The sequence below is a fragment of the Pseudomonas sp. LB3P14 genome, assembly GCF_054898045.1.
On the sequence record NZ_CM142714.1, the window covers coordinates 4,269,729 to 4,295,569 of the forward strand.

Consider the following 25,841-nt stretch of genomic DNA (forward strand, 5'->3'; position numbering starts at 1 on the left):
GGATGGCGCATGTGCGCCGGCGAATAAGGTGTTAAGCCCCTGCCATGAAACCATCGCTAGTCTTGAGAATGGGCCAGCAGCTGACGATGACACCGCAGCTGCAACAGGCCATCCGCCTGCTCCAATTGTCGACCCTGGACCTGCAACAGGAAATCCAGGAGGCCCTGGAGTCCAATCCGATGCTCGAACGCCAGGAAGAAGGCGACGACTTCGATAATGCCGACCCCTTGGCCGACAAAGCGGAACAGCAACCCAACGCCGATGTTTCGGAACCCTCTTACCAGGAAACCGCCCCGACGGTGGACAACCTCGAGGAAGGTGACTGGAACGAGCGCATTCCCAACGAACTGCCCGTCGATACCGCGTGGGAAGACGTCTACCAGACCAGCGCCAGCAGCCTGCCGAGCAACGATGACGACGAGTGGGATTTCACCACCCGTACATCGGCCGGCGAAAGCCTGCAAAGCCATCTGTTGTGGCAACTGAACCTGGCACCGATGTCCGACACTGATCGCCTGATTGCCGTGACCCTGATCGACTGCATCAACAATCAGGGCTACCTGGACGAAACCCTCGAGGAGATTCTCGAAGCCTTCGATCCGGAGCTGGACATCGAACTGGACGAAATCGAAGCCGTCCTGCACCGCATCCAGCAATTCGAACCCGCTGGCATCGGCGCCCGTAACCTGGGCGAATGCCTGCTGCTGCAATTGCGTCAGTTGTCCGCCAAGACCCCTTGGCTGGTCGAGGCCAAACGCCTGGTCACCGATTATATCGACCTGCTCGGCAGCCGTGATTACAGCCAGCTGATGCGTCGCATGAAGCTCAAGGAAGATGAGCTGCGCCAAGTGATTGAACTGGTCCAGAGCCTCAACCCGCGCCCAGGCTCGCAGATCGAGTCCAGCGAAGCCGAATACGTCGTTCCCGACGTGATCGTACGCAAGGACAACGAGCGCTGGTTGGTGGAACTGAACCAGGAATCCGTGCCGCGACTGCGGGTCAATGCTCAATACGCCGGTTTCGTGCGCCGCGCCGACACCAGCGCCGACAACACCTTCATGCGCAATCAGTTGCAAGAGGCCCGCTGGTTTATCAAGAGCCTGCAAAGCCGCAACGAAACCCTGATGAAAGTAGCCACTCAGATCGTCGAGCATCAGCGCGGCTTTCTTGAATACGGCGACGAAGCCATGAAACCGCTGGTCCTGCATGACATCGCCGAAGCGGTGGGCATGCACGAGTCGACGATTTCACGGGTGACCACGCAGAAATTCATGCATACCCCACGGGGCATATATGAACTGAAATACTTTTTCTCCAGTCACGTCAGCACCTCTGAGGGCGGTGAATGCTCGTCTACGGCGATCCGCGCGATCATCAAAAAACTGGTTGCCGCGGAAAATCAGAAAAAGCCGTTGAGTGACAGCAAGATCGCTGGTTTACTGGAGGCACAAGGCATTCAGGTGGCTCGCCGCACCGTCGCCAAGTACCGCGAATCCCTCGGGATCGCGCCTTCGAGCGAACGCAAGCGGTTGATGTAGAGCCACGCCACAGCGTTCCAGTGGCAGGCATTTCTGCCTGCCGCTTTATGCACTGGCAACGAAGGAGAAGCTGTATGCAAGTCAACATCAGTGGACACCAACTGGAAGTGACCGAACCTCTTCGCACCTACATCGGCGAAAAACTCGAACGATTAGAGAGGCATTTCGACAAGATCACCAACGTGCAAGTCACGATGACGGTCGAAAAGCTCAAGCAGAAAATCGAAGCCACGCTGCATATTCCCGGCAATGAAGTGGTCGCAAACGCGGAGCATACTGATATGTACGCGGCGATCGACGCACTGACCGACAAGCTGGATAAACAACTCAAAAAGCATAAGGAAAAGACCCAAAGCCTCCTCCAGGGCGCGACCGGTCGTTAACACTCCCAACCCATGATCCGACTTGAAAGCATCCTGACCCCCGGCCGTTCCCTCGTGAACGTGCCGGGCGGCAGTAAAAAGAAAGCCCTCGAGCAAATTGCCAACCTTATCCACCGCGAAGTGCCGGATCTGGCGATGCAGGATGTCTTCGAGAGTCTGGTCGCCCGTGAAAAACTCGGTTCCACCGGTTTTGGTAACGGCATCGCTATCCCCCACTGCCGCCTCAAGGGCTGCGACGCGCCCATCAGTGCCTTGATGCACCTGGACGCCCCCATCGATTTCGACGCCATCGACGGTGCCCCGGTTGACCTGCTGTTCGTTCTGCTAGTCCCGCAGGCTGCCACCGATGCGCACCTGGAGCTACTGCGCCAGATCGCCAGCATGCTCGATCGCAAGGAAGTGCGCGAAAAACTGCGCAGCGCCCCGAGCAATGAAGCCTTGTATCAGGTCGTCCTGGACGAGCAAAACGGTCAGTAATCATGCGCTTGATCATCGTCAGTGGCCGCTCCGGCTCAGGTAAAAGTACCGCGCTCGATGTTCTCGAGGACAACGGCTACTACTGCATCGACAACCTTCCCGCCGGCCTGTTGCCGGAACTGGCCGAGCGCGCGTTGATTCACACCGAGCTGGCACAACCGCTGGTTGCCGTGTCCATCGATGCGCGCAACTTGCCAAGTCACTTGTCGCGGTTTCCCGAGCTGCTGGAAGAAGTACGCAGCCGGCATATCCAGTGTGATGTGCTTTATCTGGACGCCGACGAAGAAACCTTGCTCAAACGCTTCTCGGAAACCCGCCGGCGTCACCCGCTGAGCACTGCCAATCGCTCGCTGGCCGAAGCCATCAACGATGAAACCAGCCTGCTCGGGCCGATTGCCGACCTCGCCGATCTCAAAGTAAACACTACCAACCTGAACCTGTATCAGCTGCGCGATACCATCAAGCTGCGCCTGCTGAACCAGCCGGAGCCCGGTACTGCGTTTCTGGTGGAGTCTTTTGGTTTCAAGCGTGGCATGCCGGTGGACGCCGATCTGGTGTTCGACGTGCGTTGCCTGCCCAATCCCTATTGGAAGCCGGAGTTGCGCGATCATTCCGGGCTCGATCAACCGGTCGCTGAGTACCTGGCGGCACAGCCGGATGTCGAAGAGATGTTCCAGGACATTTCCACGTACTTGTTCAAGTGGCTGCCACGCTTTGCCGCTAGCAACCGCGCTTATGTCACCATTGCCATTGGCTGCACCGGCGGGCATCACCGCTCCGTCTACCTGACCGAACGTCTGGGCCAGGCCTTGCAAAAAACCCTGAAGAACGTCCAGGTTCGCCACCGCGACCTCAGCTAAAGGATTCACACCGCGATGCCTGCTCTGGAAATTGAAATCATCAACAAGCTGGGCCTGCATGCCCGTGCTTCTGCAAAATTCGTTGGCGTCGCCGGCGAGTTCAAGGATTGCACGATCCGGGTCGGACGTACTCCCGAGTCCATGGTAGACGGAAAAAGCATCATGGCCATGATGATGCTCGCTGCCGGCAAGGGAACAATAATTCACCTGAGTACCGAAGGTGAGCAGGCTGACGAAGCCTTGCAGGCTTTGGTGGATTTGATCAAGGACTACTTCGGCGAAGGTGGTTAAGCACTCGCCTAGGCGAGCGCCGTATCCATCACCATCATCAAGCAGAACCCGATCAGCAGCCCAAGACTTGCAAGCTTGTCGTGACCATTGCGGCGCGACTCGGGGATGACTTCATGGGTGACTACCAGCAACATTGCCCCGGCCGCCAGTGCCAACCCCAAGGGCAACAACAATTCGGCCAGGCTCACCAGCCAGGCGCACAACAACGCGAAGACCGGCTCGACCGGACCTGACGCAGCACCCATCAGGAACGCCTTGACCCGCGTCATCCCTGCCCCGGCCAATACCAGCGCGATCACCAGACCTTCCGGTACATCCTGCAAGGCAATGCCCATGGCCAGGAGTGTTACTCATCGGGTAATCCTTGCACCAGTTCTATGAGAGGAATCGAGGGCTGCAACTCGCAGGTCGCCAGTTGCCAGGTGTAGCTCTGCCAGCGCTTGAGCCGGCATTTGCAGAGGCGTTCCAGATCGCGCAACGGGCGCCAGGCCTGGTCCAGACAAAAGGTGCGCCAGTGCCAGGGCAGCGCAACGTCGGCGGCGGTGTCGAGCAACAAACGGAAAGAAGTTTCGGCGATGGTCCAGGGAGACGTTGCCGTGCAGCAGGCGAGATACCGACCTTCGGCCAGGTAATGTTCGATCAGGCGAGGCTCGTCAGGGTCCATTGCGCAACGGATCTGGCGGCTCATCCAGCGCCAGCTTTCGAGGTAAGGCTGCTCGTGCAAGGCAGAACTCATGATCCAGGCTCATTCGGTAATGTGATTTATTATTAGATGATAATGAGAACCAAGACAACCCCGAGAAAACCAACGCATAAAAAAGGCGCGCCGCCCAACGATGGGTGGCGCGCCTTTTTGTGTAACGGTAAAGCGTTAGCTACCCGCTACCGTCATCCGCTCGATCAGCACCGAACCTGTGCGAATGTTGCTGCGCAATTCCAGGTCATTACCGACCGCAATGATCTGCTTGAACATGTCGCGCATGTTGCCGGCGATGGTCACTTCCTGCACCGCGAACTGGATTTCACCGTTCTCGACCCAGAAACCCGCCGCACCACGGGAGTAATCGCCAGTGACCATGTTCAGGCCCTGGCCCATCAACTCCGTCACTAGCAGGCCGCGGCCCATGCGGCGCAGCAAGGCTGCCTGGTCTTCGTCGCCATGGGTGACGAACAGGTTGTGCACACCGCCGGCATTGGCAGTGCTCGGCATCCCGAGCTTACGGCCGGAGTATGTGCCGAGAATGTACGACACCAACTCGCCTTTTTCGACGAACGGTTTGGCGTAGGTCGCCAAACCATCGCCATCGAATGCCGAACTGCCCAAGGCGCGCATCAAGTGCGGACGCTCATCGATGGTCAGCCATTCCGGGAACAACTTCTGCCCCAGCGTGCCTTCAAGGAACGACGATTTGCGATACAGACTGCCGCCGGAAATCGCCGAGAGGAAACTGCCGAACAAACCACCGGCCAGCTCAGCCGAAAACAGTACGGGCACTTCGCAGGTCGGCACCGGACGCGCACCCAGCCGGCTCGCAGCCCGTTGTGCGGCACGCTGGCCAATGCTCACCGGGTCGGCCAGCAAATTGCCCTGACGGTTCACGTCGTACCAGTAATCGCGCTGCATCTGGCCGTCGGCCACGGCGATCATCACGCAGCTCAGGCTGTGCCGGGTCGACGCGTAACCGCCGATAAAACCGTGGCTGTTGCCGTAAACGCGGCAGCCCTGGTGGGTGCTGAGGGTGGTGCCGTCGGCGTTCTTGATCCGGCTGTCGGTGGCAAACGCCGCCGCTTCACAGCTCAAGGCCATCTCGATGGCTTGCTCCGGGGTGATGTCCCATTGGTGGAACAGGTCGAAATCCTGCAGATCCTTGGCCATCAGTGCTGCATCGGCCAGGCCTGCGGCTTCGTCTTCCGAGGTGTGCCTGGCGATGGCCAGTGCAGCAGCGACGGTTTCACGAATCGCCTCAGGCCCACTGGCCGAGGTGCTCGCCGAGCCCTTGCGCTGGCCAGCGTACAAGGTGATGCCAAAACCCTGATCGCGGTGGAATTCGACGGTTTCGACTTCACGCTGACGCACCGTGGTGGACAGGCCCTGCTCCAGGGACACCGCCACTTCACAGGCACTGGCACCTTGGCGCTTGGCTTCAGCGATGATCTGCTCGACTTGTTCTTGCAGTGCCGGCAACGCTTGTGGGCCGACGCTTTCAACTGCACTCATGCTGTTCTCCACTCAAATTCTGCTTTCGGCTGGGGCCTTCGAGCGACCGGGCCGGACAAGCGGCCCCCGACTGGTTATCATGGCGGCGTTTCTTTGCGGACGGCCACCATGGTTGATTCTTACGACGACTCCCTCGATACGGGAGAAAAAAGCAAATCCCAGGTTAAACGCGAGCTTCATGCTCTGGTTGACCTTGGCGAGCGCCTTACAACACTCAAGCCTGACTTGCTGGCAAAACTGCCGTTGACCGACGCTTTGCGCCGGGCTCTGGGCGATGCCTCCAAGCACACCGCGAATATCGCGCGTAAACGGCACCTTATGTTCATCGGCAAACTGATGCGCGATCAGGACACTGACGCCATTCTGACTTTGCTCGATCAACTCGATGCCTCCACTCGGCAGTACAACGAACGTTTCCATGGCCTGGAACGCTGGCGCGATCGCTTGATCGCTGGCGACGACGGCGTTCTGGAGAAGTTCGTCATCGACTACCCGGAGGCTGATCGTCAGCAATTGCGCTCCCTGATCCGTCAGGCCCAGCACGAACTGGCGACTAACAAGCCACCGGCATCGAGCCGTAAAATCTTCAAGTACATCCGTGAGCTGGACGAGACTCAACGCGGTCTGCGTTAAATCTCGAATCGGGTGAGCTGCATTGCAGTTCACCCGAAGCTCCATTCCTCAAGATCCTGTGCCACCCACAGTGATCGCATCGATTTTCAGCGTTGGCTGGCCGACACCCACCGGCACCGACTGCCCATCCTTGCCACACGTCCCCACGCCGCTGTCCAGCGCCAGATCGTTACCGACCATCGACACCTTGCTCATGGCTTCCGGGCCGTTGCCGATCAACGTCGCGCCTTTGACCGGGGCAGTAATCTTGCCGTCTTCGATCAAGTACGCCTCGCTGGTGGAGAACACGAACTTGCCGCTGGTGATGTCCACCTGACCGCCACCAAGGTTGGCGCAGTAGATGCCGCGCTTCACCGAGGCGATGATTTCTGCCGGATCGCTTTCGCCCGCCAGCATGTAGGTGTTGGTCATGCGCGGCATCGGCAGGTGCGCGTAGGATTCGCGGCGACCGTTACCGGTACGGGCCACGCCCATCAGGCGGGCGTTGAGCTTGTCCTGCATGTAGCCTTTGAGTACGCCGTTTTCGATCAGCGTGGTGCACTCGGTCGGCGTGCCTTCGTCGTCGACGCTCAGGGAGCCGCGACGACCGGCCAGCGTGCCGTCATCGACGATGGTGCACAGCTTGGACGCAACCATCTCGCCCATGCGCCCGCTGTAGGCCGAACTGCCCTTGCGGTTGAAATCACCTTCCAGACCATGGCCGACCGCTTCGTGCAACAGCACGCCGGACCAGCCCGAACCCAGCACCACCGGCAACGTACCGGCCGGCGCAGGGATGGCCTCCAGATTCACCAATGCCTGACGCAACGCTTCACGGGCGTAGCTCATGGCGCGGTCATCGCTGAGGAAATAGCGGTAATCGGTACGACCGCCACCGCCATGACCACCGCGCTCACGGCGACCGTTCTGCTCGACGATCACGCTGACGTTAAAGCGCACCAACGGCCGTACATCGGCAGCCAGGCCACCATCGGTGGAAGCCACGAGGATTCGCTCCCAGACGCCGGCCATGCTTACGGTGACTTGCTGGATACGCGGATCGAGGGCGCGAGTCGCGACGTCGATGCGTTTGAGCAATTCGACCTTCTCGGCACGGGTCATCACTTCCAGTGGGTTGTCCGGCCCATACAACTGGGCGACATCCTGAGTGGTGAACGCTTGCACCGTGCCGTTCTGCCCGGCGCGGGAGATCGAACGCGCAGCACGGGCCGCAGCGCCAAGGGCTTCGAGGGTAATGGCATTGCTGTAGGCAAAACCGGTTTTCTCACCCGATTGCGCTCGCACACCGACACCTTGGTCGAGGTTGAAGCTGCCTTCCTTGACGATCCCGTCTTCCAGCGCCCAGGACTCGGAGATCTGCCCCTGAAAATACAGGTCGGCGGCATCGATGCCCGGGCCGGCCAAATCGCCGAGCACACCTTGCAGGCTCTCGATCGTTACGCCGCCAGGCGCCAGGAGGTGTTCACTGACTGAGGACAACAACTCGCTCATATGCTTTACGCCTTAAATTCGTCGTTCCGGGCAGGTCGCTGTGCGCCCTGCGAGAAAAAGCGCCGGTGACTGGACACCGGCATCCGCGCCCTGATGGACGCCTGTTCGCTGCTATCGCGTTCGGCCAGCAGCACGGCCTCGCCTTGGTCCTGTTGCGCCAACACACGCCCCCACGGGTCGATGATTGCGGCATGACCCCAGGTTTCTCGCGGCCCCGGATGGGTTCCACCCTGAGCGGCCGCGAGCACATAACATTGAGTTTCGATGGCCCGCGCGCGAATCAATACATCCCAATGCGCCGCGCCGGTCACCGCGGTAAAGGCCGACGGCGCGGTAATCAACTCCGCACCGGCAGCGCGTAATTCGCTGTACAGCTCCGGGAAGCGCAGGTCGTAACACACGGTCAGCCCGACTCGACCGACGGGCGTGTCCGCCACCACCACCCCGCTGCCATAAGCATAGTCATCGGATTCGCGATAACGTCCGCGATTGTCCGCCACATCGACGTCGAAGAGGTGCAGCTTGTCATACCGTGCAACGGTTTCGCCGTGGTCATCCACCAGCAGCGAGCAGGCATGCACTTTGGCCGTCGGCTGATCCACCGGCGGCAACGGTAACGTGCCGGCCACTATCCATAACTTGAGGTCGCGGGCGGTCTGTTTCAACCATGGCAGGATCGGGCCTTCGCCCAACGCCTCGGCGCGGCCGATGTCGCCAATGTCGCGACGGCCCATGGCGGCGAAGTTTTCCGGCAGGACGGCAAGCTGCGCACCACCGGCCGCCGCTTGCTCGAGCAGCCGACGGGCCTGGGCCAGATTGGCCAGCACATCGCTCTGGCTGACCATTTGAATCACCGCTACAGACATGGCGCGCTCCTTCATCGCTTTTTATAAGGGCAGGCCGCCATGCTACTCCATAGGCTTGGGGAGTGTGTTTTCAATAAGAGAGTCAAAAAGGCTTGTCGAAGGTGATTTTTGGCTCTTTCCATGGGCCCTTGACGGTGTATTTGACGCTCGCGAAACGCGCCACGCGGTCACCGATCAGCTTGTCGATCAGGAACAGCGCGCCGCCGATAGCCGGAGCGCCGACAATCAGTGCAGCAATCGGCAGGTTGTTGGTCACAGGCAAGGTCACCAACAACTTGGCATCGACCTTATCGCCCACCAGGTCCAGGGTGCCGTTGAGTTCAATATTGCTCGACGGTCCGGTCATCAGGATCGGCTCACGCGTCACGTATACGCCGTTGGTCGCTACGAGCAAGCCTTTGACCCGGTCGTAACTCAAGCCTTTGCCGAACAGGTCGGAGAAGTCCAGGCGCAGCCGGCGGCCGATGGAGTTGAAGTTCAGCAAGCCAAACACTCGCAACGCCTGGGCGCTGCCCTCTACTTCAACAAACTGGCCTTTATTCAGCGAAGCATCGAGGGTTCCGGAGAAGCGCTTGGTGGCCAGCCAGGCCGGCGAACCGGGCCAGCGACCATCGACATCCATATGAAAATCTTCACTGGTGACACTCGGCGCAAAGCCCCAGCCCTTCAGCACATCGGCGAGATTCTTGCCGCTGATCCGGCCTTTGTACCAACTGCTGCTGGAACCGGGCATGCCTTCCCAACCACCGCTGCCCTGCAGGAGAATGCCCTTGAGGCCCAGATCCAGTGTGGTAAGCGCAATGCCCTTGGCGGTCGGACGGACTTTCAGATACCAGGCGCCTACGAGGTCCTGCCCCTGGAACAGCTGATTGATGGTGATATCCAGCGCCGGGATCTTGGTCGGATCGACCGAGGCCAGCGGATCCGGTGAGTTTTCGTCGGCCAGGACCGTCGGGTCTGGCGCCGGCAAACGCACGTATTGCAGATTGATCGCAATCGGTGCGGCTTTCGCATCGGGAATGCTGGCGCCGCCCTTGACCTGCTGACTGTCGAGTTGCAAGGCCCACGCGGCGGGTTTGCGGTTCAACTGTACGGAAGCCTGATCAAGTGTAGTGCCAACACCGCTGAGCTTGCCAACCTTGAAATCCGCACTGCTGAGCAACTGTTTGGCGCTGCCGCCCGGATCCTGGCCGGCATACTTGTCCACCAGATCCTTCCACGGGCCGACATCCAGTTCCGACAGTACGCCTCGAACTCGCAAGCCCTTGGCGGCGGGCAACACGGCATTGCCGCCCCCCAGGAACAACTCGCCACGACCGTCGGCAAAATTGCCGGCCGGTGCCGCAAACGTGAAGTTCGCCAGATCACCGTAGTTGACCCAGTAGCGCCGCTCCGGGCCCTGCAGGGTCATGCGGAACGTGGTGTCGCGGCCCACATCGGCAGCCATGCCGAACGGCGGCGGCAAATCGATTGCTACGCCCTTGAGGTTGGAGCTGACCATCAACTGACTGTCGGCACCATCAAGGTTCAGTTGCAGCTGATAAGGGATCACACCGGCCACTGGCAACGGCTGAGTAACACTCAGCCAGTCAGTAAGCTTTTTGACCTCGACCTGACCCGAAGCGGTGACGCGAGTCTTGAGGTTGCCGGGGCCACCATCGGCGAAAATCTGTGCGGTGACAGGTTTATCAAAGGCGCGCGCGGTGATGTTTTGCCCGCTCAAACCCTTGGTGCTGTCGAAACGGAAATCGCCCTTGAGCTGAGTCAACTCCAGGGTTGGCTCGGCCAGTTTCAGACGGGCCTTGGCGGTCTTGAAGTCGACGAGGATCTTCGGCTGCTCGCCTTTGGCCAGCGGAATATCCAGTTTCAGTTTGCCCTGCAGATCGCCCTCACCTTCCCAACCGGCAAAGGTGGCTGCGGTACCGATCGGCGCTTCCTGGAGAATCTTCAGACCATCGCCCAACCCGCCGGCGAATCCACCGTCGAGGAACAGGTGGACGTTTTGCCCCGCAGGCGCATGGGGAATATTGACGTAAATGTCGCTGACCTGGGTATTGAGCAACTGCCCCTCGCTGGCCAGGATCCGCACGCCGCTGTCTTCAACAAACACATCACCCGTGACCTTGCTGACATGTGGCCAGCCCGGCTGGAAGGCCAGTTCGGCATCGTGAACCTTGAAGAACAGGCTGATGCTGCGGGCAGTATCAGCGGCGCCGTGGTTCAACGACCCCTGGTACTGGAAGAACCCTTCGTCCACCGCACCTTTGAGAATGGCCGTACGCAGCCATTCGTCCAGCGCCGGGCTGAGCATTTGCGGCAGGTACTTGGCGGTGTATCGACCGTCGCCGTCCACCAGACCGACCCGCAGGTCCATGTAGTCTTCCTGGGTGTGGTCGAAATGCAGGCGGATCAGAAAGTCGCCAGCAATCTTGCCCTCCTCGCCCAGCACCTTCAGGTACGGCGCGATCAAGGTGAAGGCTTCTTTATCGAGTTTCCAGGTCAGTCGGGCATTGGCCTGAATGTACTGCCATGGCTTGGCGAAGATCGGGTCCAGGTGCAGGGAAAAATCCTTGCTGTCCATGCGCAGCTCGCCACCGCCCAGATCACCGCTGATGCTGCCACTGACATTTCGCGCCGCCGGAGCGCCGTGATAGGCATCGAAGCCAACCCGATCCAGGTTGGCGGCAAAGCTGAACTTGCTGTCGTCGGTGGCATTGGGCCGGAAATCGATCAGCACGTTGCGCAGGCCACCTGTCACTTTGAGTCGCTCGACGGCCGTGGCAACGCCTTCGGGCAGCGGCCCCAAGGCATTCAGTACCGGGGTGATCGGGGTGAGGTCGAGGCGGTCGGCTTGCAGATGCCAAAGTTCTTCAATCTTGTCGGTAGCCGCGCTTTGTTTGAGTTGCAGATGCGTTTCCCAGCGGGTATCGCCGAGGTTCATGGCCAGGGAATCCAGGGTCACCAGGACGCCTTCTGAACTGCGCTGGAAATAGCCGTTCAGCGCCAGATTATTGATCTGGATCGGCTTGCGCTCGGCGTAGGCACCTTTGAGTTGGGGCGCGTTCAAGCGTATCGCGCCACTTTGCAGGGCGCCTTTGCCCCAGTTCACCCAGAGCTCGCCACCGGCCTTGATCTCGGAGAAATTCCATTGCTGGGTCAGGCGCTCAGGCAACCATTTCGACCAGTCGCTTTGCGGCAGGCTCAGATAGGCATCCGCTTCGCCGTCCTTCCACTCGCTGGCGCGTAGACGGGTGCGCACACTCATGGCCACCGGTTGGCCGTCGGGCAGGGTCAGGCGAACGTCGAGTCGCTGACGCGACGCGCCGGTTTGCAGATTCAGGCCGACGTAAGTCAGGGTCAGAGGCTGCTCTTGCAGTGGCTGCAAAGTGACTTGGCTATCGAGCACCGACAGCTGCTGAACCATCTGCATGCGATTGAGCAATTGCTCAGGATCCAGCGGCTGATCCTGCTGCACCGGCAAACCTTCCAGCGCCCAATGGCCGTCCTCGCCTTCTTTGAGGCTGATCTTCAGGCCGCTGAGTTCCAGGTGAGCGATGCGCACTTCGCGAGCCAGCAGACTGGCCCACAAATCCGGCACCGCGCGAACCTGATCCAGACGCAGGGCATTGGCGCCCTCGCCGACCATGACGTCGTGAGCCAGCATAATCGGCGCAAAGCCGCTCCAGTTGCCTTCCAGTTCGCCGATATTAAGCGGCATGCCCAAGGCTGCACTGGCTTTGGCTTCGACTTCGGCACGGTACTCGGCCACCAGCGGCGTCAGCTCTCGGCCGAGGCTGACGTATAACGCCATCAACACCAATACCAACGCACATAGCCCCAGACCCCAGCGGGTCAGTGCGGCCAAAATGCGTGTCAGACGTTCCATGTCAGTTGGCTCCCATGGCAAAAATACTGCAAAAAGCTGAGGCCAGCCGTTCTAGTAAGGTTGAAGCACAGCGATTCAGAGCAGCACCACGTCGTATTGTTCCTGGGAATACATGGTTTCCACCTGGAACCGAATGGTGCGCCCGATAAAACCTTCGAGCTCGGCGACATTGCCCGATTCTTCATCGAGCAAACGGTCGACCACTTTCTGATTTGCCAATACACGATAGCCTTCCGCCTGATAGGCGCGAGCCTCTCGGAGGATTTCGCGGAAAATCTCGTAGCAAACGGTTTCTGGCGTCTTGAGCTTGCCGCGACCCTGACAGCTGCTGCACGGTTCGCACAGCACTTGTTCGAGACTTTCGCGGGTGCGCTTGCGAGTCATCTGCACCAGGCCCAACTCGGTGATGCCGATGATGTTGGTCTTGGCGTGATCGCGCTCCAGTTGCTTCTCGAGTGTGCGCAGCACCTGACGCTGATGCTCTTCATCTTCCATGTCGATGAAATCGATGATGATGATCCCGCCCAGGTTGCGCAGGCGCAGCTGACGAGCGATGGCGGTTGCCGCTTCGAGGTTGGTCTTGAAAATGGTTTCTTCGAGGTTGCGATGACCAACGAATGCCCCGGTGTTGACATCGATGGTGCTCATGGCTTCCGCCGGATCGACCACCAGATAACCGCCGGACTTCAGCGGGACTTTGCGTTCCAGCGCTTTCTGGATCTCGTCTTCGACGCCGTACAGGTCGAAGATCGGCCGTTCGCCAGGGTAATGCTCAAGACGATCGGCGATTTCCGGCATCAGCTCGGCGACGAACTGGGTGGTTTTCTGGAAGGTTTCCCGGGAGTCGATCCGGATCTTCTCGATCTTCGGGCTCACCAGGTCACGCAAGGTGCGCAGCGCCAGGCCGAGATCTTCGTAGATCACACTGGGTGCGCTGATGGTTTTGATCTGCTCGTTGATCTGATCCCAAAGACGGCGCAGGTAGCGGATGTCCATGAGGATTTCATCGGCGCCGGCACCTTCGGCGGCGGTACGCAGGATGAAGCCTCCGGCCTCTTTGATGCCTTCTTGGGCCACGCAATCGGTGACCACTTGCTTGAGTCGATCGCGCTCGGCTTCGTCTTCGATCTTCAACGAAATGCCGACGTGCGCAGTGCGCGGCATGTACACCAGATAACGCGACGGAATCGACAGCTGAGTCGTCAGGCGTGCACCTTTGGAACCGATCGGGTCCTTGGTGACTTGCACCACCAGGCTCTGGCCTTCGTGAACCAGAGCGCTGATGCTCTCCACCGCAGGGCCTTCACGCAGGGAAATTTCCGAGGCATGAATGAACGCAGCGCGGTCCAGACCAATGTCGACGAAGGCCGCCTGCATGCCCGGCAATACCCGTACGACCTTACCTTTATAGATGTTGCCGACGATCCCGCGTTTTTGCGTGCGCTCGACGTGGACCTCTTGCAGGACACCGTTTTCAACCACCGCCACGCGCGATTCCATCGGCGTGATGTTGATCAGGATCTCTTCACTCATGGCAGGGTCTCGTTCAGGCATGTTCACGATAATGGCCGCATCTTGTCAGTACGACGCTCAACGCGCGTTAAGGGTTTGCCAACAGGGTATGCCGAAATGGCCGAGCAGCTCAGCGGTTTCGCACAGCGGCAACCCGACCACCGCCGAGTAACTGCCATTGAGGCCGGCGACAAACACGGCGCCGAGCCCTTGAATGCCATAGCCGCCGGCCTTGTCCTGCGGCTCGCCGCTGGCCCAGTAGGCCACCGCTTCATCACGACTGATGTTGCGAAAACGCACCAGGCTGCGCACGACCCGAGACTCGCAACGCTCACCATCGAGCACCGCAATCGCCGTCAGGACTTCATGTTCGCACCCGGACAACATCATAAGCATGGCGCACGCTTGCGCTTCATCAACCGGTTTGCCGAGAATTTTCCCGTGCAGCACCACGGCGGTATCGGCGCCCAGCACGCAAAAATCTGCGTCGGACACGACAGTCCCGCGCCCGGCTTCAGCTTTGCCGCGCGCCAGGCGCTCGACATAGGCCGACGGGGATTCATCTTTTAAAGGGGTTTCATCGATGTCCGCGCTGATGGCGCAGAACGGCACGCCGATCTGCGTGAGCAGTTCACGCCGACGCGGCGAGCCTGAGGCGAGGTACAGCTGTTTCATCAAGACATCTCCCTGCCTGGTGCCCTGTCTCACAAATACTGTTCCTTTTTGTCGAGACAGGGCACCGGTGCGAGCACATGCCTGACCGAATTAATTGATTTTGTAGCGTCGACGCAAACCACGCAAACCGTAGCTGATCCACGGCCACAGCAATGCACTGACCAGTGCCGGCAAGACCAGCGCCAGCGTCGGCTGACGATTGCCGGTCAGAGCGCTGAGCCATAATTGAACAAGCTGCGCGAGGCCGAAGATCACCAGGATCACCAGGCTCTGTTGCCACATCGGGAACATGCGCAGGCGTTGTTGCAGCGCCAGCACCAGATACGTGATCAGCGTCAGGATTAACGCGTTCTGGCCCAGCAGCGTGCCATAGAGCACGTCTTCGGCCAGGCCCAGGCACCACGCGGTGACCATCCCGACTTTCTGCGGCATGGCCAACGCCCAGAACGCCAACAACAGGGCTAGCCACAGCGGACGCAGGATTTCCATGAATTGCGGCAGCGGCGAAACGCTGAGCAGCATGCCTATGGCGAACGTCAGCCAGACCATCCAGCCGTTTCGGGAGGCAGTAGCACCAACCATTATTCTCGTCCCCCAGTGGTAGCCGGCGCAGAAACAGGCGGTTTGGCAGCAGGCTTCACGGCAGCAGGTTGCGTGGCCGGCGGTTTAGCGGCAGCAGGTTGCGTCGCGGGCGGCTTACTGGCGGCAGGCTTCGCTGCAGCAGGATGAGTTGCCGCAGGTTTGGCCGGGGTTGCGGCGGCCGGGGCAGTCGGCGGTGCAACCGGAGTCGCAGCCGGAGTCGCAGGTGCAGCAACAGCAGCCGGGACGATGGCAGGTTTTGGCACGGTCGCTGGAATGATTGGCCCACCACCGTGCTGGTCCAGAGCCTCTTGAGCCTGGGCGGCTTCGTTGGCGCGCTCTTCGGCTGTGCGGCCGTCGGTGAACACCAGCAGCAGGTAACGGCTGCGGTTCAATGCGGCGGTCGGCACGGCACGCACAATGGCGAACGGCTGACCGGAATCGTGAATCACTTCCTTGACCGTCGCCACCGGGTAACCCGCCGGGAACCGTTGGCCCAAACCGGAGCTGACCAGCAGATCGCCTTCCTTAATGTCGGCGGTATCGGCCACGTGACGCAGCTCCAGGCGTTCCGGGTTGCCGGTGCCGCTGGCAATAGCACGCAGACCGTTGCGGTTCACCTGCACCGGAATACTGTGAGTGGTGTCGGTCAGCAGCAGCACACGAGAGGTGTACGGCATCAACTCGACCACCTGGCCCATCAGGCCGCGAGCATCGAGCACCGGCTGACCAAGGACCACACCGTCACGCTCACCTTTATTGATGATGATGCGATGGGTAAAGGGATTGGGGTCCATGCCGATCAACTCGGCCACTTCGACCTTCTCGTTGACCAGTGCGGAGGAGTTGAGCAACTCGCGCAGCCGAACGTTCTGCTCGGTGAGGGCGGCAAGCTTTTGCATGCGGCCCTGTAACAGCAGGTTTTCGGTTTTGAGTTTTTCGTTTTCGGCGACGAGCTCGGTTCGGCTGCCAAATTGGCTGGCCACACCCTGCCATAGCCTCTGCGGCAGGTCGGTGATCCAGTAGGACTGCATCAGCACCAGCGACATTTGGCTACGCACCGGCTTGAGCAGTGTGAAGCGGGCATCGACCACCATCAGCGCGACCGATAGCACGACCAGCACCAACAAGCGCACGCCCAGTGAAGGCCCTTTGGTGAAAAGCGGTTTAATAAGCCGCTCCTCCCAGGCAAATGTTCTCTTTATTCATACGGCATCAAACCGGCCTGGATGCAGACTGACAGAAGATAAACGCCAACAGGCAGCACTGCAAAGTGCTGCCTGCGCGCCAACAGCATAGATGCGACCGGCGAAATCACTCGCTCGACAGCAGGTCCATGGTGTGTTTATCCATCATTTCCAATGCACGGCCACCGCCGCGAGCAACGCAGGTCAGCGGGTCTTCGGCAACGATCACCGGCAGACCGGTTTCCTGCGCCAGCAACTTGTCGAGGTCACGCAGCAAGGCGCCACCACCGGTCAGTACCAGACCACGCTCGGCGATATCGGAAGCCAGTTCCGGAGGCGATTGCTCTAGCGCACTTTTCACAGCCTGAACGATGGTGGCCAGGGACTCTTGCAGAGCTTCCAGCACTTCATTGGAGTTCAGGGTGAATGCGCGTGGAACGCCTTCGGCCAGGTTACGGCCACGAACGTCGACTTCGCGAACTTCGCCGCCCGGGTAGGCCGTACCGATTTCCTGCTTGATGCGCTCGGCAGTGGATTCGCCGATCAGGCTGCCGTAGTTGCGACGCACGTAAGTGATGATCGCTTCGTCGAAGCGGTCGCCGCCAACCCGTACCGATTCGGCGTAAACCACACCGTTCAGGGAGATCAGTGCGATTTCAGTGGTACCACCACCAATATCGACAACCATCGAGCCGCGAGCTTCTTCAACCGGCAGGCCGGCACCGATCGCAGCCGCCATTGGCTCTTCGATCAGGAACACTTCACGGGCACCGGCACCAAGGGCCGACTCACGGATGGCACGACGTTCAACCTGGGTGGATTTGCAAGGAACGCAGATCAACACACGAGGGCTAGGCTGCAGGAAGCTGTTTTCGTGAACCTTGTTGATAAAGTACTGCAGCATCTTTTCGCAAACGCTGAAGTCGGCAATCACGCCGTCCTTCATCGGACGAATGGCAGCAATGTTGCCCGGCGTACGGCCGAGCATGCGCTTGGCCTCGGTGCCGACAGCAACGACACTTTTCTGGTTACCGTGTGTCCGAATAGCCACAACCGAGGGCTCATTCAGGACGATACCGCGCTCGCGCACGTAAATAAGGGTGTTGGCAGTGCCCAGGTCAATGGAAAGATCGCTGGAAAACATGCCACGCAGTTTCTTGAACATGGGAAAGGGACCCTAGGCAACGCGTGGGTAAAAAAGTGCGGCAAACTCTAACAACGACAGGGATTTTGGGCAAGGCGCCAATATGTTAAATTGGCCGCTTTTCTGTGCACCAACCCCCACAATCGCGGCCTTATGACCGTAGAAATGCGGTAGTGTTCCGACAATCTAACACACGGACGCCGTCCGTTCTGTTTTCCACTGGAGATTCCCATGGCGCTTGAACGCTCCGACGTGGAAAAAATCGCTCATCTGGCCTGTCTGGGCCTTAATGATGCCGATCTTCCACATATTACTTCGGCCCTGAACAGCATTCTTGGGCTGGTCGACGAAATGCAGGCGGTCAATACCGACGGTATCGAGCCGCTCGCCCACCCACTGGAAGCCAGCCAGCGCCTGCGTGCAGACGTCGTGACCGAGACCAATCATCGCGAGGCCTATCAGTCCATCGCACCAGCGGTCGAAAACGGCCTGTACCTGGTTCCGAAAGTCATCGACTAAAGGGAAAGAGCCTGCAATGCATCAATTGACTCTGGCCGAGATCGCCCGCGGACTCGCCGATAAAAAGTTTTCTTCCGAAGAGCTGACCAAAACCCTGCTGGCGCGTATCGCCCAGCTCGATCCGCAGCTCAACAGTTTCATCAGCCTCACCGAAGACCTGGCGCTCCAGCAGGCGAAAGCCGCTGACGCACGCCGCGCGAAGGGTGAGAGCGGCGCCCTGCTCGGCGCGCCGATCGCGCACAAAGACCTGTTCTGCACTCAGGGCATCCGCACCAGCTGCGGTTCGAAGATGCTCGACAATTTTAAAGCACCGTACGACGCCACTGTCGTTGCCAAGCTGGCCGCTGCCGGGACCGTGACCCTGGGCAAGACCAACATGGACGAATTCGCCATGGGTTCGGCCAACGAGTCGAGCTACTACGGCCCGGTGAAAAACCCGTGGAACCTGGAACACGTACCCGGCGGTTCGTCCGGCGGTTCGGCGGCTGCGGTCGCCGCGCGCCTGCTGCCTGCGGCCACCGGCACTGACACGGGCGGCTCGATCCGACAGCCCGCCGCACTGACCAACCTCACCGGCCTGAAACCGACGTACGGTCGCGTTTCACGCTGGGGCATGATCGCCTACGCCTCCAGCCTCGATCAGGGCGGCCCTCTGGCCCGCACTGCCGAAGACTGCGCGATCCTGCTGCAAGGCATGGCCGGTTTCGACCCGCAGGATTCCACCAGCATTGACGAGCCCGTGCCTGATTACAGCGCCGGCCTCAATGGGTCGCTGCAAGGCCTGCGCATCGGCGTGCCGAAGGAATACTTCAGCGCCGGTCTCGACCCGCGCATCGCCGAGCTGATTCACAACAGCGTCAAGGAGCTGGAAAAGCTCGGTGCCGTGGTCAAGGAAATCAGCCTGCCGAACATGCAGCACGCAATCCCTGCGTACTACGTGATCGCGCCGGCAGAAGCCTCTTCCAACCTGTCGCGTTTCGACGGCGTGCGTTTCGGCTACCGCTGCGAAGACCCGAAAAACCTGATCGACCTGTACAAGCGCTCCCGTGGCGAAGGTTTCGGCCCGGAAGTGCAGCGCCGGATCATGGTCGGTGCCTACGCGCTGTCGGCCGGTTACTACGATGCCTATTACCTGAAGGCCCAGAAGATTCGTCGCTTGATCAAGAACGACTTCATGGCAGCCTTTAATGAGGTCGACATCATCCTCGGCCCAACCACGCCGAACCCGGCCTGGAAGCTCGGCGCCAAGAACAGCGACCCGGTTGCTGCGTACCTGGAAGACGTCTACACCATCACCGCCAACCTCGCCGGTCTGCCGGGCTTGTCCATGCCCGCAGGTTTCGTCGATGGTCTGCCGGTCGGCGTGCAACTGCTAGCTCCGTATTTCCAGGAAGGTCGCCTGTTGAACGTTGCCCATCAGTATCAGCAAAACACTGACTGGCACACCCGCACCCCAACCGGCTTCTGAGGAGAAACACATGCAATGGGAAGTCGTGATCGGGCTGGAGATTCACACCCAGCTCACCACCCGGTCGAAAATCTTTTCCGGTAGTTCCACCACGTTTGGTTCCGAGCCGAACACCCAGGCCAGCCTGGTTGACCTCGGTATGCCTGGCGTATTGCCGGTGCTGAACCAGGAAGCGGTGCGCATGGCGGTGATGTTCGGTCTGGCGATTGATGCCGAGATCGGCCAGCACAACGTGTTCGCCCGCAAAAACTATTTCTACCCGGACCTGCCGAAGGGCTACCAGATCAGCCAGATGGAATTGCCGATCGTTGGCAAGGGTCACCTGGACATCGCCATGGACGACGGCACGATCAAACGTGTCGGCGTCACCCGTGCGCACCTGGAAGAAGACGCCGGTAAAAGCCTGCACGAAGAGTTCACCGGTGCCACCGGCATCGATCTGAACCGCGCTGGCACGCCGCTGCTGGAAATCGTTTCCGAGCCGGACATGCGCAGCGCCAAGGAAGCCGTGGCTTACGTCAAGACGATCCACGCGCTGGTGCGTTACCTCGGCATCTGCGACGGCAACATGGCCGAAGGCTCGCTGCGTTGCGATTGCAACGTGTCGATCCGTCCAAAAGGCCAGGTTGAGTTCGGTACGCGCTGCGAGATCAAGAACGTCAACTCGTTCCGCTTCATCGAGAAGGCGATCAACAGCGAAGTGCAGCGTCAGATCGAACTGATCGAAGACGGCGGCAAGGTGATCCAGCAAACCCGCCTGTACGATCCGAACAAGGACGAAACCCGTCCGATGCGCAGCAAAGAGGAAGCCAACGACTATCGTTACTTCCCCGATCCGGACCTGCTGCCGGTGGTTATCGAAGACTCGTTCCTCGACGACGTGCGCGCCACCCTGCCGGAATTGCCACCGCAGAAACGCGAGCGCTTCCAGGCGCAGTTCGGTCTGTCGGTCTACGACGCCAGCGTCCTGGCCACCAGCCGCGAGCAAGCCGATTACTTCGAGAAAGTCGTGAGCATCGGCGGCGACGCCAAGCTGGCGGCCAACTGGGTCATGGTTGAATTGGGCAGCCTGTTGAACAAACAGGGCCTGGACATCGATCAGTCGCCGGTCTCGGCCGAGCAATTGGGCGGCATGCTGCTGCGCATCTCCGACAACACCATCTCCGGCAAAATCGCCAAGGTGGTTTTTGAAGCGATGGCCAACGGAGAAGGCAGTGCGGACGAGATCATCGACAAGCGCGGCCTGAAGCAAGTGACCGACACAGGCGCGATCTCTGCGGTGCTCGACGAGATGCTCGCGGCCAACGCCGAACAAGTTGAACAATACCGCGCGGCAGACGAAGCCAAGCGCGGCAAGATGTTCGGCTTCTTCGTCGGCCAGGCCATGAAAGCCTCCAAAGGCAAGGCCAACCCGCAACAGGTCAACGAACTGCTGAAAAGCAAGCTCGAAGGCTAACCACAGTGATCGTTCCCACGCTCCCGCGTGGGAACGCCTCACTGGACGCTCTGCGTCCGCTTTTGTGACGCGGAGCGTCACGGGCTGCATTCCCACGCGGAGCGTGGGAACGATCATGGGGTCAACTAATGAAGCGTCTGCTCAGTGCCTGCGCCCTGCTTTCTTTACTCGCCGGTTGCGCCAGCACCGATATCATCGATTCACATGGCTACGACAAAACCGGCACGGCGTCCTATTACGGCGCCAAACACCAAGGCAAACGCACCGCCAGCGGCGAGCGTTTCAACAAGAATTCCCTGACCGCCGCCCACCGCCAGCTACCCTTTGGCACACGGGTGAAGGTCACCAATCTGAATAACGACAAATCCTGTGTAGTGCGCATCAACGATCGCGGGCCGCACACTCGTGGACGCCTGATCGACGTGTCTCACGAAGCGGCCCAGCGTTTGGGCATGCTCGGCAGTGGCACCGCACGGGTTCGCGTGCAAGCCCTCGACGACTGACAGATGGAGCGCCGACCATTTTCGGACTTGCCGATTTACCCCTGATCAGCGTGATTGAATTGCTCAGCGGCTTGCTGCTGCTGATCGCCGGTGCCGAGTTGATGGTGCGTGGCGCCGTGCGCCTCGCCGCGCGCCTGCATGTACGACCGCTGATTATCGGCCTGACCATCGTCGCCCTCGGCAGCAGCGCTCCACAGATGGCGGTCAGCCTGCAAGCCACCCTGGCGCAGAACGCCGACATCGCCGTCGGCAGCGTGATCGGCAGTAGCATCTTCAACATCCTCGTCACGCTCGGGCTCTCGGCGCTGGTCATCCCGCTGCGGGTTTCACGGCAACTGGTGCGCCTGGATATTCCGCTGATGATCGGCGCCAGCCTGCTGGTGTTCGTCTTGGCGTGGAACAAAGAACTGACCCGCACCGACGGCGTGATGTTGCTGGCGGCACTGGCGCTGTATCTGGGCCTGCTGCTGCGCCAGTCGCGGCACTCGGCCCGTCCGCAATCGACGACCCACGAAGTCGCGCAAGCGCCGTGGCTCAGCAGTTTGCTGATGATCACCAGCGGATTAGCGATGCTGGTCTACGCCGGGCACTTGCTGTTGGGCGCGGCGGTTTCGGTCGCGACCGATCTCGGGCTGTCGGAGCGCATCATCGGCCTGACCATCGTCGCGGTCAGTACCTCCCTGCCGGAACTGGCCACCTCGTTGATTGCCGCCTTGCGCGGTCAGCGCGACATCGCCGTGGGCAACGTGATAGGCAGCAACCTGTTCAACCTCTTGGGCGTGCTGGGCTTCACCGCGTTGATCGCGCCGTCGTCGCTGTCGGTATCGCCCAACGCCCTGGATTTCGACTTGCCGGTGATGCTCGGCGTCGCGGTGTTGTGCCTGCCGGTGTTCTATTCCGGTTACCGCGTGACCCGCGCCGAAGGTCTGATGTTTTTGGGTTTGTATCTGGCTTACGGTCTGCACGTGGTGTCGTTCACCACCGGGATGCCGCTGGCCGGCAAGCTTGAACACCTGATGCTGTTTTTTGCCCTGCCGGCGCTGGTGGCGTTTTTGCTGTTCACGTCGCTGCGCGCCTGGCGTCGCCAACACCACAAGAGTGAATTGCCATGACCGATGATAAAAAGCCTGGCGTTGAAGTACGCCGCCAAGTGATGGGCGACGCCTTCGTCGACCGCGCACTGGGCAATGCCACCGAGTTCACTCAACCGCTGCAGGATTTCGTCAACGAGCACGCCTGGGGCAGCGTCTGGAACCGCGAAGGCCTGCCATTGAAAACCCGCAGCCTGATCACCCTCGCCGCGCTGACCGCGTTGAAGTGCCCGCAGGAATTGAAGGGTCACGTGCGTGGTGCGCTGAACAATGGCTGCACCGTGGAAGAGATTCGTGAAGCGCTGCTGCATTGCGCGGTGTATGCCGGTGTACCGGCGGCAATCGATGCGTTTCGGGCGGCGCAGGAAGTGATCGACAGCTACCAGAAAGCCGACTAAATCCACCCGCCCCACTGCAACAAGAAGATCCCGATGTTGGTGGTGACCGCGGCCATCAATGTGGTGATCACGATGATCGCTGCCGCCAGCTCATGATTGCCATTGGCCTGACGGGCCATGACAAAACTGGCTGCGGCGGTCGGGCTGCCGAAGTACAGGAATAGAATCCCCAACTCCGCACCACGAAAGCCCCAGAGCCACGCACCCAGTGTCGCCAGAACCGGCAGGCCGATCATCTTCACCAGGCTTGAGCTCAGCGCCATGTTGCCGCTTTTGCGCAGTGCCGCCAGCGACAGCGTGCCGCCGATACAGATCAACGCCAATGGCAGGGTGGTTTGCGCCAGATATTGGCCGGACGTCTCCAGCCATCCCGGCAAGCTGATCTTGAAGTAGGCAAACGGCGCCGCCACAAACACGCTGATGATCAGCGGATTGACCATCACGCTTTTGCAGATGCTCCAAGGGTCGGACTTGATCACCGGGCTGTAAACCGCCAGCACAATGGTCGAGAGCGTGTTGTAAAAAAGGATCACCAGCGCCGCAAGAATCGCCCCGAGGGAAATCCCGTAGTCGCCGTACATGCTCGCTGCCAGTGCGAGGCCGATCACCCCGTTGTTGCCGCGAAATGCGCCTTGGGTGTAAATCCCCCGGTCTTCCCGCGGGCACTTCCAGATCGCCCAGCCCCAGGCGATGGCGAAACTCACCAAGGTGGCGAGCGAGAAATAGATCAGCAGTGCCGGTTGCAACGCAGCATGCAGGTCGGCATGCAGGATGCCCAGAAACAGCAACGCCGGCATGGTGACGTTGAACACCAGGGCCGACGCGGTGTGAATGAAGTTGTCGTTGATCCAGTCGATGCGCTTGAGCAGCACACCCAGAAACAGCATGGCAAACACCGGCGCGGTGATGTTCAGGGTTTCGAGGAAGATAGCCAGCATGCCGGGGGTAACCTTGGGTGAGCGTCGTTAGGGGGCTAATGATAAGCCACTTTCACCCGGATCGTTCCCACGCTCCGCGTGGGAATGCCTCTTGTGACGCTCCGCGTCACGCTTTGGGACGCAGAGCGTCCCGGGCTGCATTCCCACGCGGAGCGTGGGAACGATCATTACGTGATAGGTGCCGGGTTGAACAAGGTGATGTCGTTATGCAGCTTGTGCTTCTCCGACCACGTCTGCTTTTTGCCGCTAGCCACATCCAGGTAGTAGTGAAACAACTCCCAGCCGAGGTCTTCAATCGAGGCCCGTCCGGTCGCAATCCGCCCGGCATCGATGTCGATCAGGTCCGGCCAACGCTGCGCCAGCTCGGTCCTGGTCGCCACCTTCACCACCGGCGCCATCGCCAGCCCATAAGGCGTGCCACGTCCGGTGGTGAACACATGCAGGTTCATCCCCGCCGCCAATTGCAACGTCCCGCAGACAAAGTCACTGGCCGGGGTCGCACAGAAGATCAGCCCTTTGCGCTTGAAACGCTCGCCAGGGCCAAGCACCCCGTTGATCGCGCTACTGCCGGATTTGACGATCGAGCCCAGGGACTTTTCGACAATGTTCGACAACCCGCCCTTCTTGTTCCCCGGCGTGGTGTTGGCGCTGCGATCTGCTTCGCCCTTGGCCAGGTAACGGTCGTACCAGTCCATTTCACGCACCAGCTCCTGAGCCACTTCCTCAGTTTCCGCACGGGACGTCAGCAGGTAAATCGCGTCGCGCACTTCGGTGACTTCGGAGAACATCACCGTCGCGCCCGCCCGCAGCAACAGGTCCGAGGCATAGCCCAGCGCCGGGTTGGCGGTGATGCCGGAAAACGCATCGCTGCCGCCGCACTGCATGCCGAGAATCAGCTCGGACGCCGGCACCGTTTCCCGGCGACGCTGATCGAGCTTCTTCAAACGGGTCTCGGCCAGCGCCATGATCTGTTCGATCATCTCGGTGAAACCGTGACTCGAATCCTGCAAGCGATACAGCCACGGATCGCTCAAATCCACCGAACTGTCGTTCTCGTGCATCACCTGCCCGGCCTGCAATTTCTCGCAGCCCAGGCTGATCACCAAGGCTTCGCCACCCAGGTTCGGGTTACGCGCCAGGTTGCGCACGGTACGGATCGGGATGTACGCGTCAGTCGCGGTAATCGCCACTCCACAGCCGTAGCTGTGGGTCAGCGCGACCACATCATCGACGTTCGGGTACTTGGGCAGCAACTCGTCCTTGATGCGCTTGACCGCATGATCGAGCACGCCAGTGACGCACTGAACCGTCGTGGTAATCCCCAAAATGTTGCGCGTGCCGACGGTGCCGTCGGCGTTGTGATAACCCTCGAACGTGAAGCCTTCCAGCGGTGCCTGCGCCGCCGGCACTTCGGTGGACAGCGGCAAGCTGTCCAGCGGTGGCGCGGTGGGCATGCGCAGTTGATCTTCCTTGACCCAGCTGCCGCGCGGAATCGGCTGCAACGCGTAGCCGATGGTCTGCCCGTAACGAATCACCTGGCCGCCCTCGGGAATGTCTTCCAGGGTGACCTTGTGGCTCTGTGGCACGAAATCCACGGTGACCAGGCCGTCCGGAAATTCGGTACCGGCCGGCACGCCTTGGTCATTAACCACGATCACTACGTTGTCCCGCTCGTGCAGGCGGATGTAGCGCGGCGAGTCGGAATGTTCAATCAACTGCATGACGCCG

The 25,841-nt window shown here is 60.2% G+C and carries 24 protein-coding genes and 1 pseudogene; 12 read left to right on the top strand and 13 right to left on the bottom strand.

What is annotated here, in order from left to right:
- Positions 1-44: 44 nt before the first annotated feature.
- The 5 genes from ACYZT5_RS19750 (at position 45) to ACYZT5_RS19770 (ending at position 3,549) form a co-directional block, all read left to right on the top strand.
- The gene (locus ACYZT5_RS19750; protein ID WP_462047036.1) at positions 45-1,538 is read left to right on the top strand and encodes an RNA polymerase factor sigma-54; all 1,494 of its coding nucleotides are present in this window, start codon (positions 45-47) and stop codon (positions 1,536-1,538) included.
- A 74-nt stretch (positions 1,539-1,612) separates the two neighbouring features.
- Complete coding sequence (hpf, locus tag ACYZT5_RS19755) at positions 1,613-1,921, top strand: ribosome hibernation-promoting factor, HPF/YfiA family (protein WP_007941242.1); 309 nt, start codon at positions 1,613-1,615, stop codon at positions 1,919-1,921.
- 12 nt (positions 1,922-1,933) lie between these two features.
- Positions 1,934-2,398 carry a PTS IIA-like nitrogen regulatory protein PtsN gene (gene ptsN, locus ACYZT5_RS19760; protein WP_462047037.1) on the top strand — a complete coding sequence of 155 codons (465 nt, stop codon included), beginning with the start codon at positions 1,934-1,936 and terminating at the stop codon, positions 2,396-2,398.
- 2 nt (positions 2,399-2,400) lie between these two features.
- The gene (gene rapZ / locus ACYZT5_RS19765) at positions 2,401-3,258 is read left to right on the top strand and encodes an RNase adapter RapZ (protein WP_462047038.1); all 858 of its coding nucleotides are present in this window, start codon (positions 2,401-2,403) and stop codon (positions 3,256-3,258) included.
- A 15-nt stretch (positions 3,259-3,273) separates the two neighbouring features.
- Entirely contained in the window at positions 3,274-3,549 is a 276-nt protein-coding gene (locus ACYZT5_RS19770) for an HPr family phosphocarrier protein (RefSeq protein WP_282375086.1), read from the top strand.
- An 8-nt stretch (positions 3,550-3,557) separates the two neighbouring features.
- Here the strand turns inward: ACYZT5_RS19770 and ACYZT5_RS19775 are convergent.
- From ACYZT5_RS19775 to pmbA, 3 genes and pseudogenes are all read right to left on the bottom strand, one after another.
- Positions 3,558-3,890: pseudogene (locus ACYZT5_RS19775) on the bottom strand (ZIP family metal transporter); the annotation flags it as partial.
- Between the two features lie 5 nt (positions 3,891-3,895).
- Positions 3,896-4,285, bottom strand: a complete 390-nt coding sequence (locus ACYZT5_RS19780) for a FagA protein (protein ID WP_462047039.1) — start codon at positions 4,283-4,285, stop codon at positions 3,896-3,898.
- Between the two features lie 135 nt (positions 4,286-4,420).
- A complete protein-coding gene (gene pmbA / locus ACYZT5_RS19785; RefSeq protein WP_462047040.1) occupies positions 4,421-5,767 on the bottom strand; it encodes a metalloprotease PmbA in 1,347 nt (448 codons plus the stop codon).
- Between the two features lie 108 nt (positions 5,768-5,875).
- On the opposite strand from pmbA, the gene yjgA reads away from it, so the two are divergent.
- The gene (gene yjgA / locus ACYZT5_RS19790; protein WP_462047041.1) at positions 5,876-6,400 is read left to right on the top strand and encodes a ribosome biogenesis factor YjgA; all 525 of its coding nucleotides are present in this window, start codon (positions 5,876-5,878) and stop codon (positions 6,398-6,400) included.
- A 48-nt stretch (positions 6,401-6,448) separates the two neighbouring features.
- On the opposite strand, the gene tldD is transcribed toward yjgA, so the two are convergent.
- From tldD to mreB, 8 genes are all read right to left on the bottom strand, one after another.
- Positions 6,449-7,891, bottom strand: a complete 1,443-nt coding sequence (gene tldD, locus ACYZT5_RS19795) for a metalloprotease TldD (protein ID WP_008148876.1) — start codon at positions 7,889-7,891, stop codon at positions 6,449-6,451.
- Between the two features lie 5 nt (positions 7,892-7,896).
- Positions 7,897-8,757, bottom strand: a complete 861-nt coding sequence (locus tag ACYZT5_RS19800; protein WP_462047042.1) for a carbon-nitrogen hydrolase family protein — start codon at positions 8,755-8,757, stop codon at positions 7,897-7,899.
- Positions 8,758-8,839: 82 nt separating this feature from the next.
- Positions 8,840-12,643 carry a YhdP family protein gene (locus tag ACYZT5_RS19805; RefSeq protein WP_462047043.1) on the bottom strand — a complete coding sequence of 1,268 codons (3,804 nt, stop codon included), beginning with the start codon at positions 12,641-12,643 and terminating at the stop codon, positions 8,840-8,842.
- A 75-nt stretch (positions 12,644-12,718) separates the two neighbouring features.
- Positions 12,719-14,176, bottom strand: coding sequence for a ribonuclease G (gene rng / locus ACYZT5_RS19810; RefSeq protein WP_462047044.1), 1,458 nt, complete (start codon positions 14,174-14,176; stop codon positions 12,719-12,721).
- A 57-nt stretch (positions 14,177-14,233) separates the two neighbouring features.
- On the bottom strand, positions 14,234-14,830 hold the full coding sequence (locus ACYZT5_RS19815; protein ID WP_462047045.1) for a Maf family protein: 597 nt from the start codon (positions 14,828-14,830) through the stop codon (positions 14,234-14,236).
- Between the two features lie 90 nt (positions 14,831-14,920).
- Positions 14,921-15,412, bottom strand: a complete 492-nt coding sequence (gene mreD, locus ACYZT5_RS19820) for a rod shape-determining protein MreD (protein ID WP_008148886.1) — start codon at positions 15,410-15,412, stop codon at positions 14,921-14,923.
- Positions 15,412-16,545, bottom strand: coding sequence for a rod shape-determining protein MreC (gene mreC / locus ACYZT5_RS19825; protein WP_462047046.1), 1,134 nt, complete (start codon positions 16,543-16,545; stop codon positions 15,412-15,414). The genes mreD and mreC overlap by 1 nt, the downstream gene beginning before the upstream one ends.
- Positions 16,546-16,723: 178 nt before the next feature.
- Positions 16,724-17,761 (bottom strand): rod shape-determining protein MreB, encoded by a 1,038-nt coding sequence (gene mreB / locus ACYZT5_RS19830; RefSeq protein WP_002555108.1) that lies wholly within the window; start codon positions 17,759-17,761, stop codon positions 16,724-16,726.
- Between the two features lie 210 nt (positions 17,762-17,971).
- Here mreB and gatC point away from each other — a divergent pair, with 210 nt between their 5' ends.
- The 6 genes from gatC (at position 17,972) to ACYZT5_RS19860 (ending at position 23,175) form a co-directional block, all read left to right on the top strand.
- On the top strand, positions 17,972-18,259 hold the full coding sequence (gene gatC, locus ACYZT5_RS19835) for an Asp-tRNA(Asn)/Glu-tRNA(Gln) amidotransferase subunit GatC (RefSeq protein ID WP_007901429.1): 288 nt from the start codon (positions 17,972-17,974) through the stop codon (positions 18,257-18,259).
- Positions 18,260-18,275: 16 nt separating this feature from the next.
- On the top strand, positions 18,276-19,727 hold the full coding sequence (gene gatA / locus ACYZT5_RS19840; RefSeq protein WP_462047047.1) for an Asp-tRNA(Asn)/Glu-tRNA(Gln) amidotransferase subunit GatA: 1,452 nt from the start codon (positions 18,276-18,278) through the stop codon (positions 19,725-19,727).
- Positions 19,728-19,737: 10 nt separating this feature from the next.
- Positions 19,738-21,183 (top strand): Asp-tRNA(Asn)/Glu-tRNA(Gln) amidotransferase subunit GatB, encoded by a 1,446-nt coding sequence (gatB, locus tag ACYZT5_RS19845; RefSeq protein ID WP_462047048.1) that lies wholly within the window; start codon positions 19,738-19,740, stop codon positions 21,181-21,183.
- Between the two features lie 128 nt (positions 21,184-21,311).
- Positions 21,312-21,686: a septal ring lytic transglycosylase RlpA family protein gene (locus ACYZT5_RS19850; RefSeq protein ID WP_462047049.1), complete on the top strand. Its 375-nt coding sequence runs from the start codon at positions 21,312-21,314 to the stop codon at positions 21,684-21,686.
- 50 nt (positions 21,687-21,736) lie between these two features.
- Positions 21,737-22,798 (top strand): calcium/sodium antiporter, encoded by a 1,062-nt coding sequence (locus ACYZT5_RS19855; protein ID WP_462047050.1) that lies wholly within the window; start codon positions 21,737-21,739, stop codon positions 22,796-22,798.
- Positions 22,795-23,175, top strand: a complete 381-nt coding sequence (locus ACYZT5_RS19860) for a carboxymuconolactone decarboxylase family protein (RefSeq protein ID WP_149630540.1) — start codon at positions 22,795-22,797, stop codon at positions 23,173-23,175. Before ACYZT5_RS19855 ends, ACYZT5_RS19860 begins: the two co-directional genes overlap by 4 nt.
- On the opposite strand, the gene ACYZT5_RS19865 is transcribed toward ACYZT5_RS19860, so the two are convergent.
- Together ACYZT5_RS19865 and garD are read right to left on the bottom strand one after the other, a co-directional pair.
- The gene (locus ACYZT5_RS19865; protein WP_462047051.1) at positions 23,172-24,113 is read right to left on the bottom strand and encodes an AEC family transporter; all 942 of its coding nucleotides are present in this window, start codon (positions 24,111-24,113) and stop codon (positions 23,172-23,174) included. The two genes, ACYZT5_RS19860 and ACYZT5_RS19865, sit on opposite strands and share 4 nt — an antisense overlap.
- Positions 24,114-24,280: 167 nt before the next feature.
- Entirely contained in the window at positions 24,281-25,834 is a 1,554-nt protein-coding gene (gene garD / locus ACYZT5_RS19870) for a galactarate dehydratase (RefSeq protein WP_462047052.1), read from the bottom strand.
- Positions 25,835-25,841: the final 7 nt, after the last annotated feature.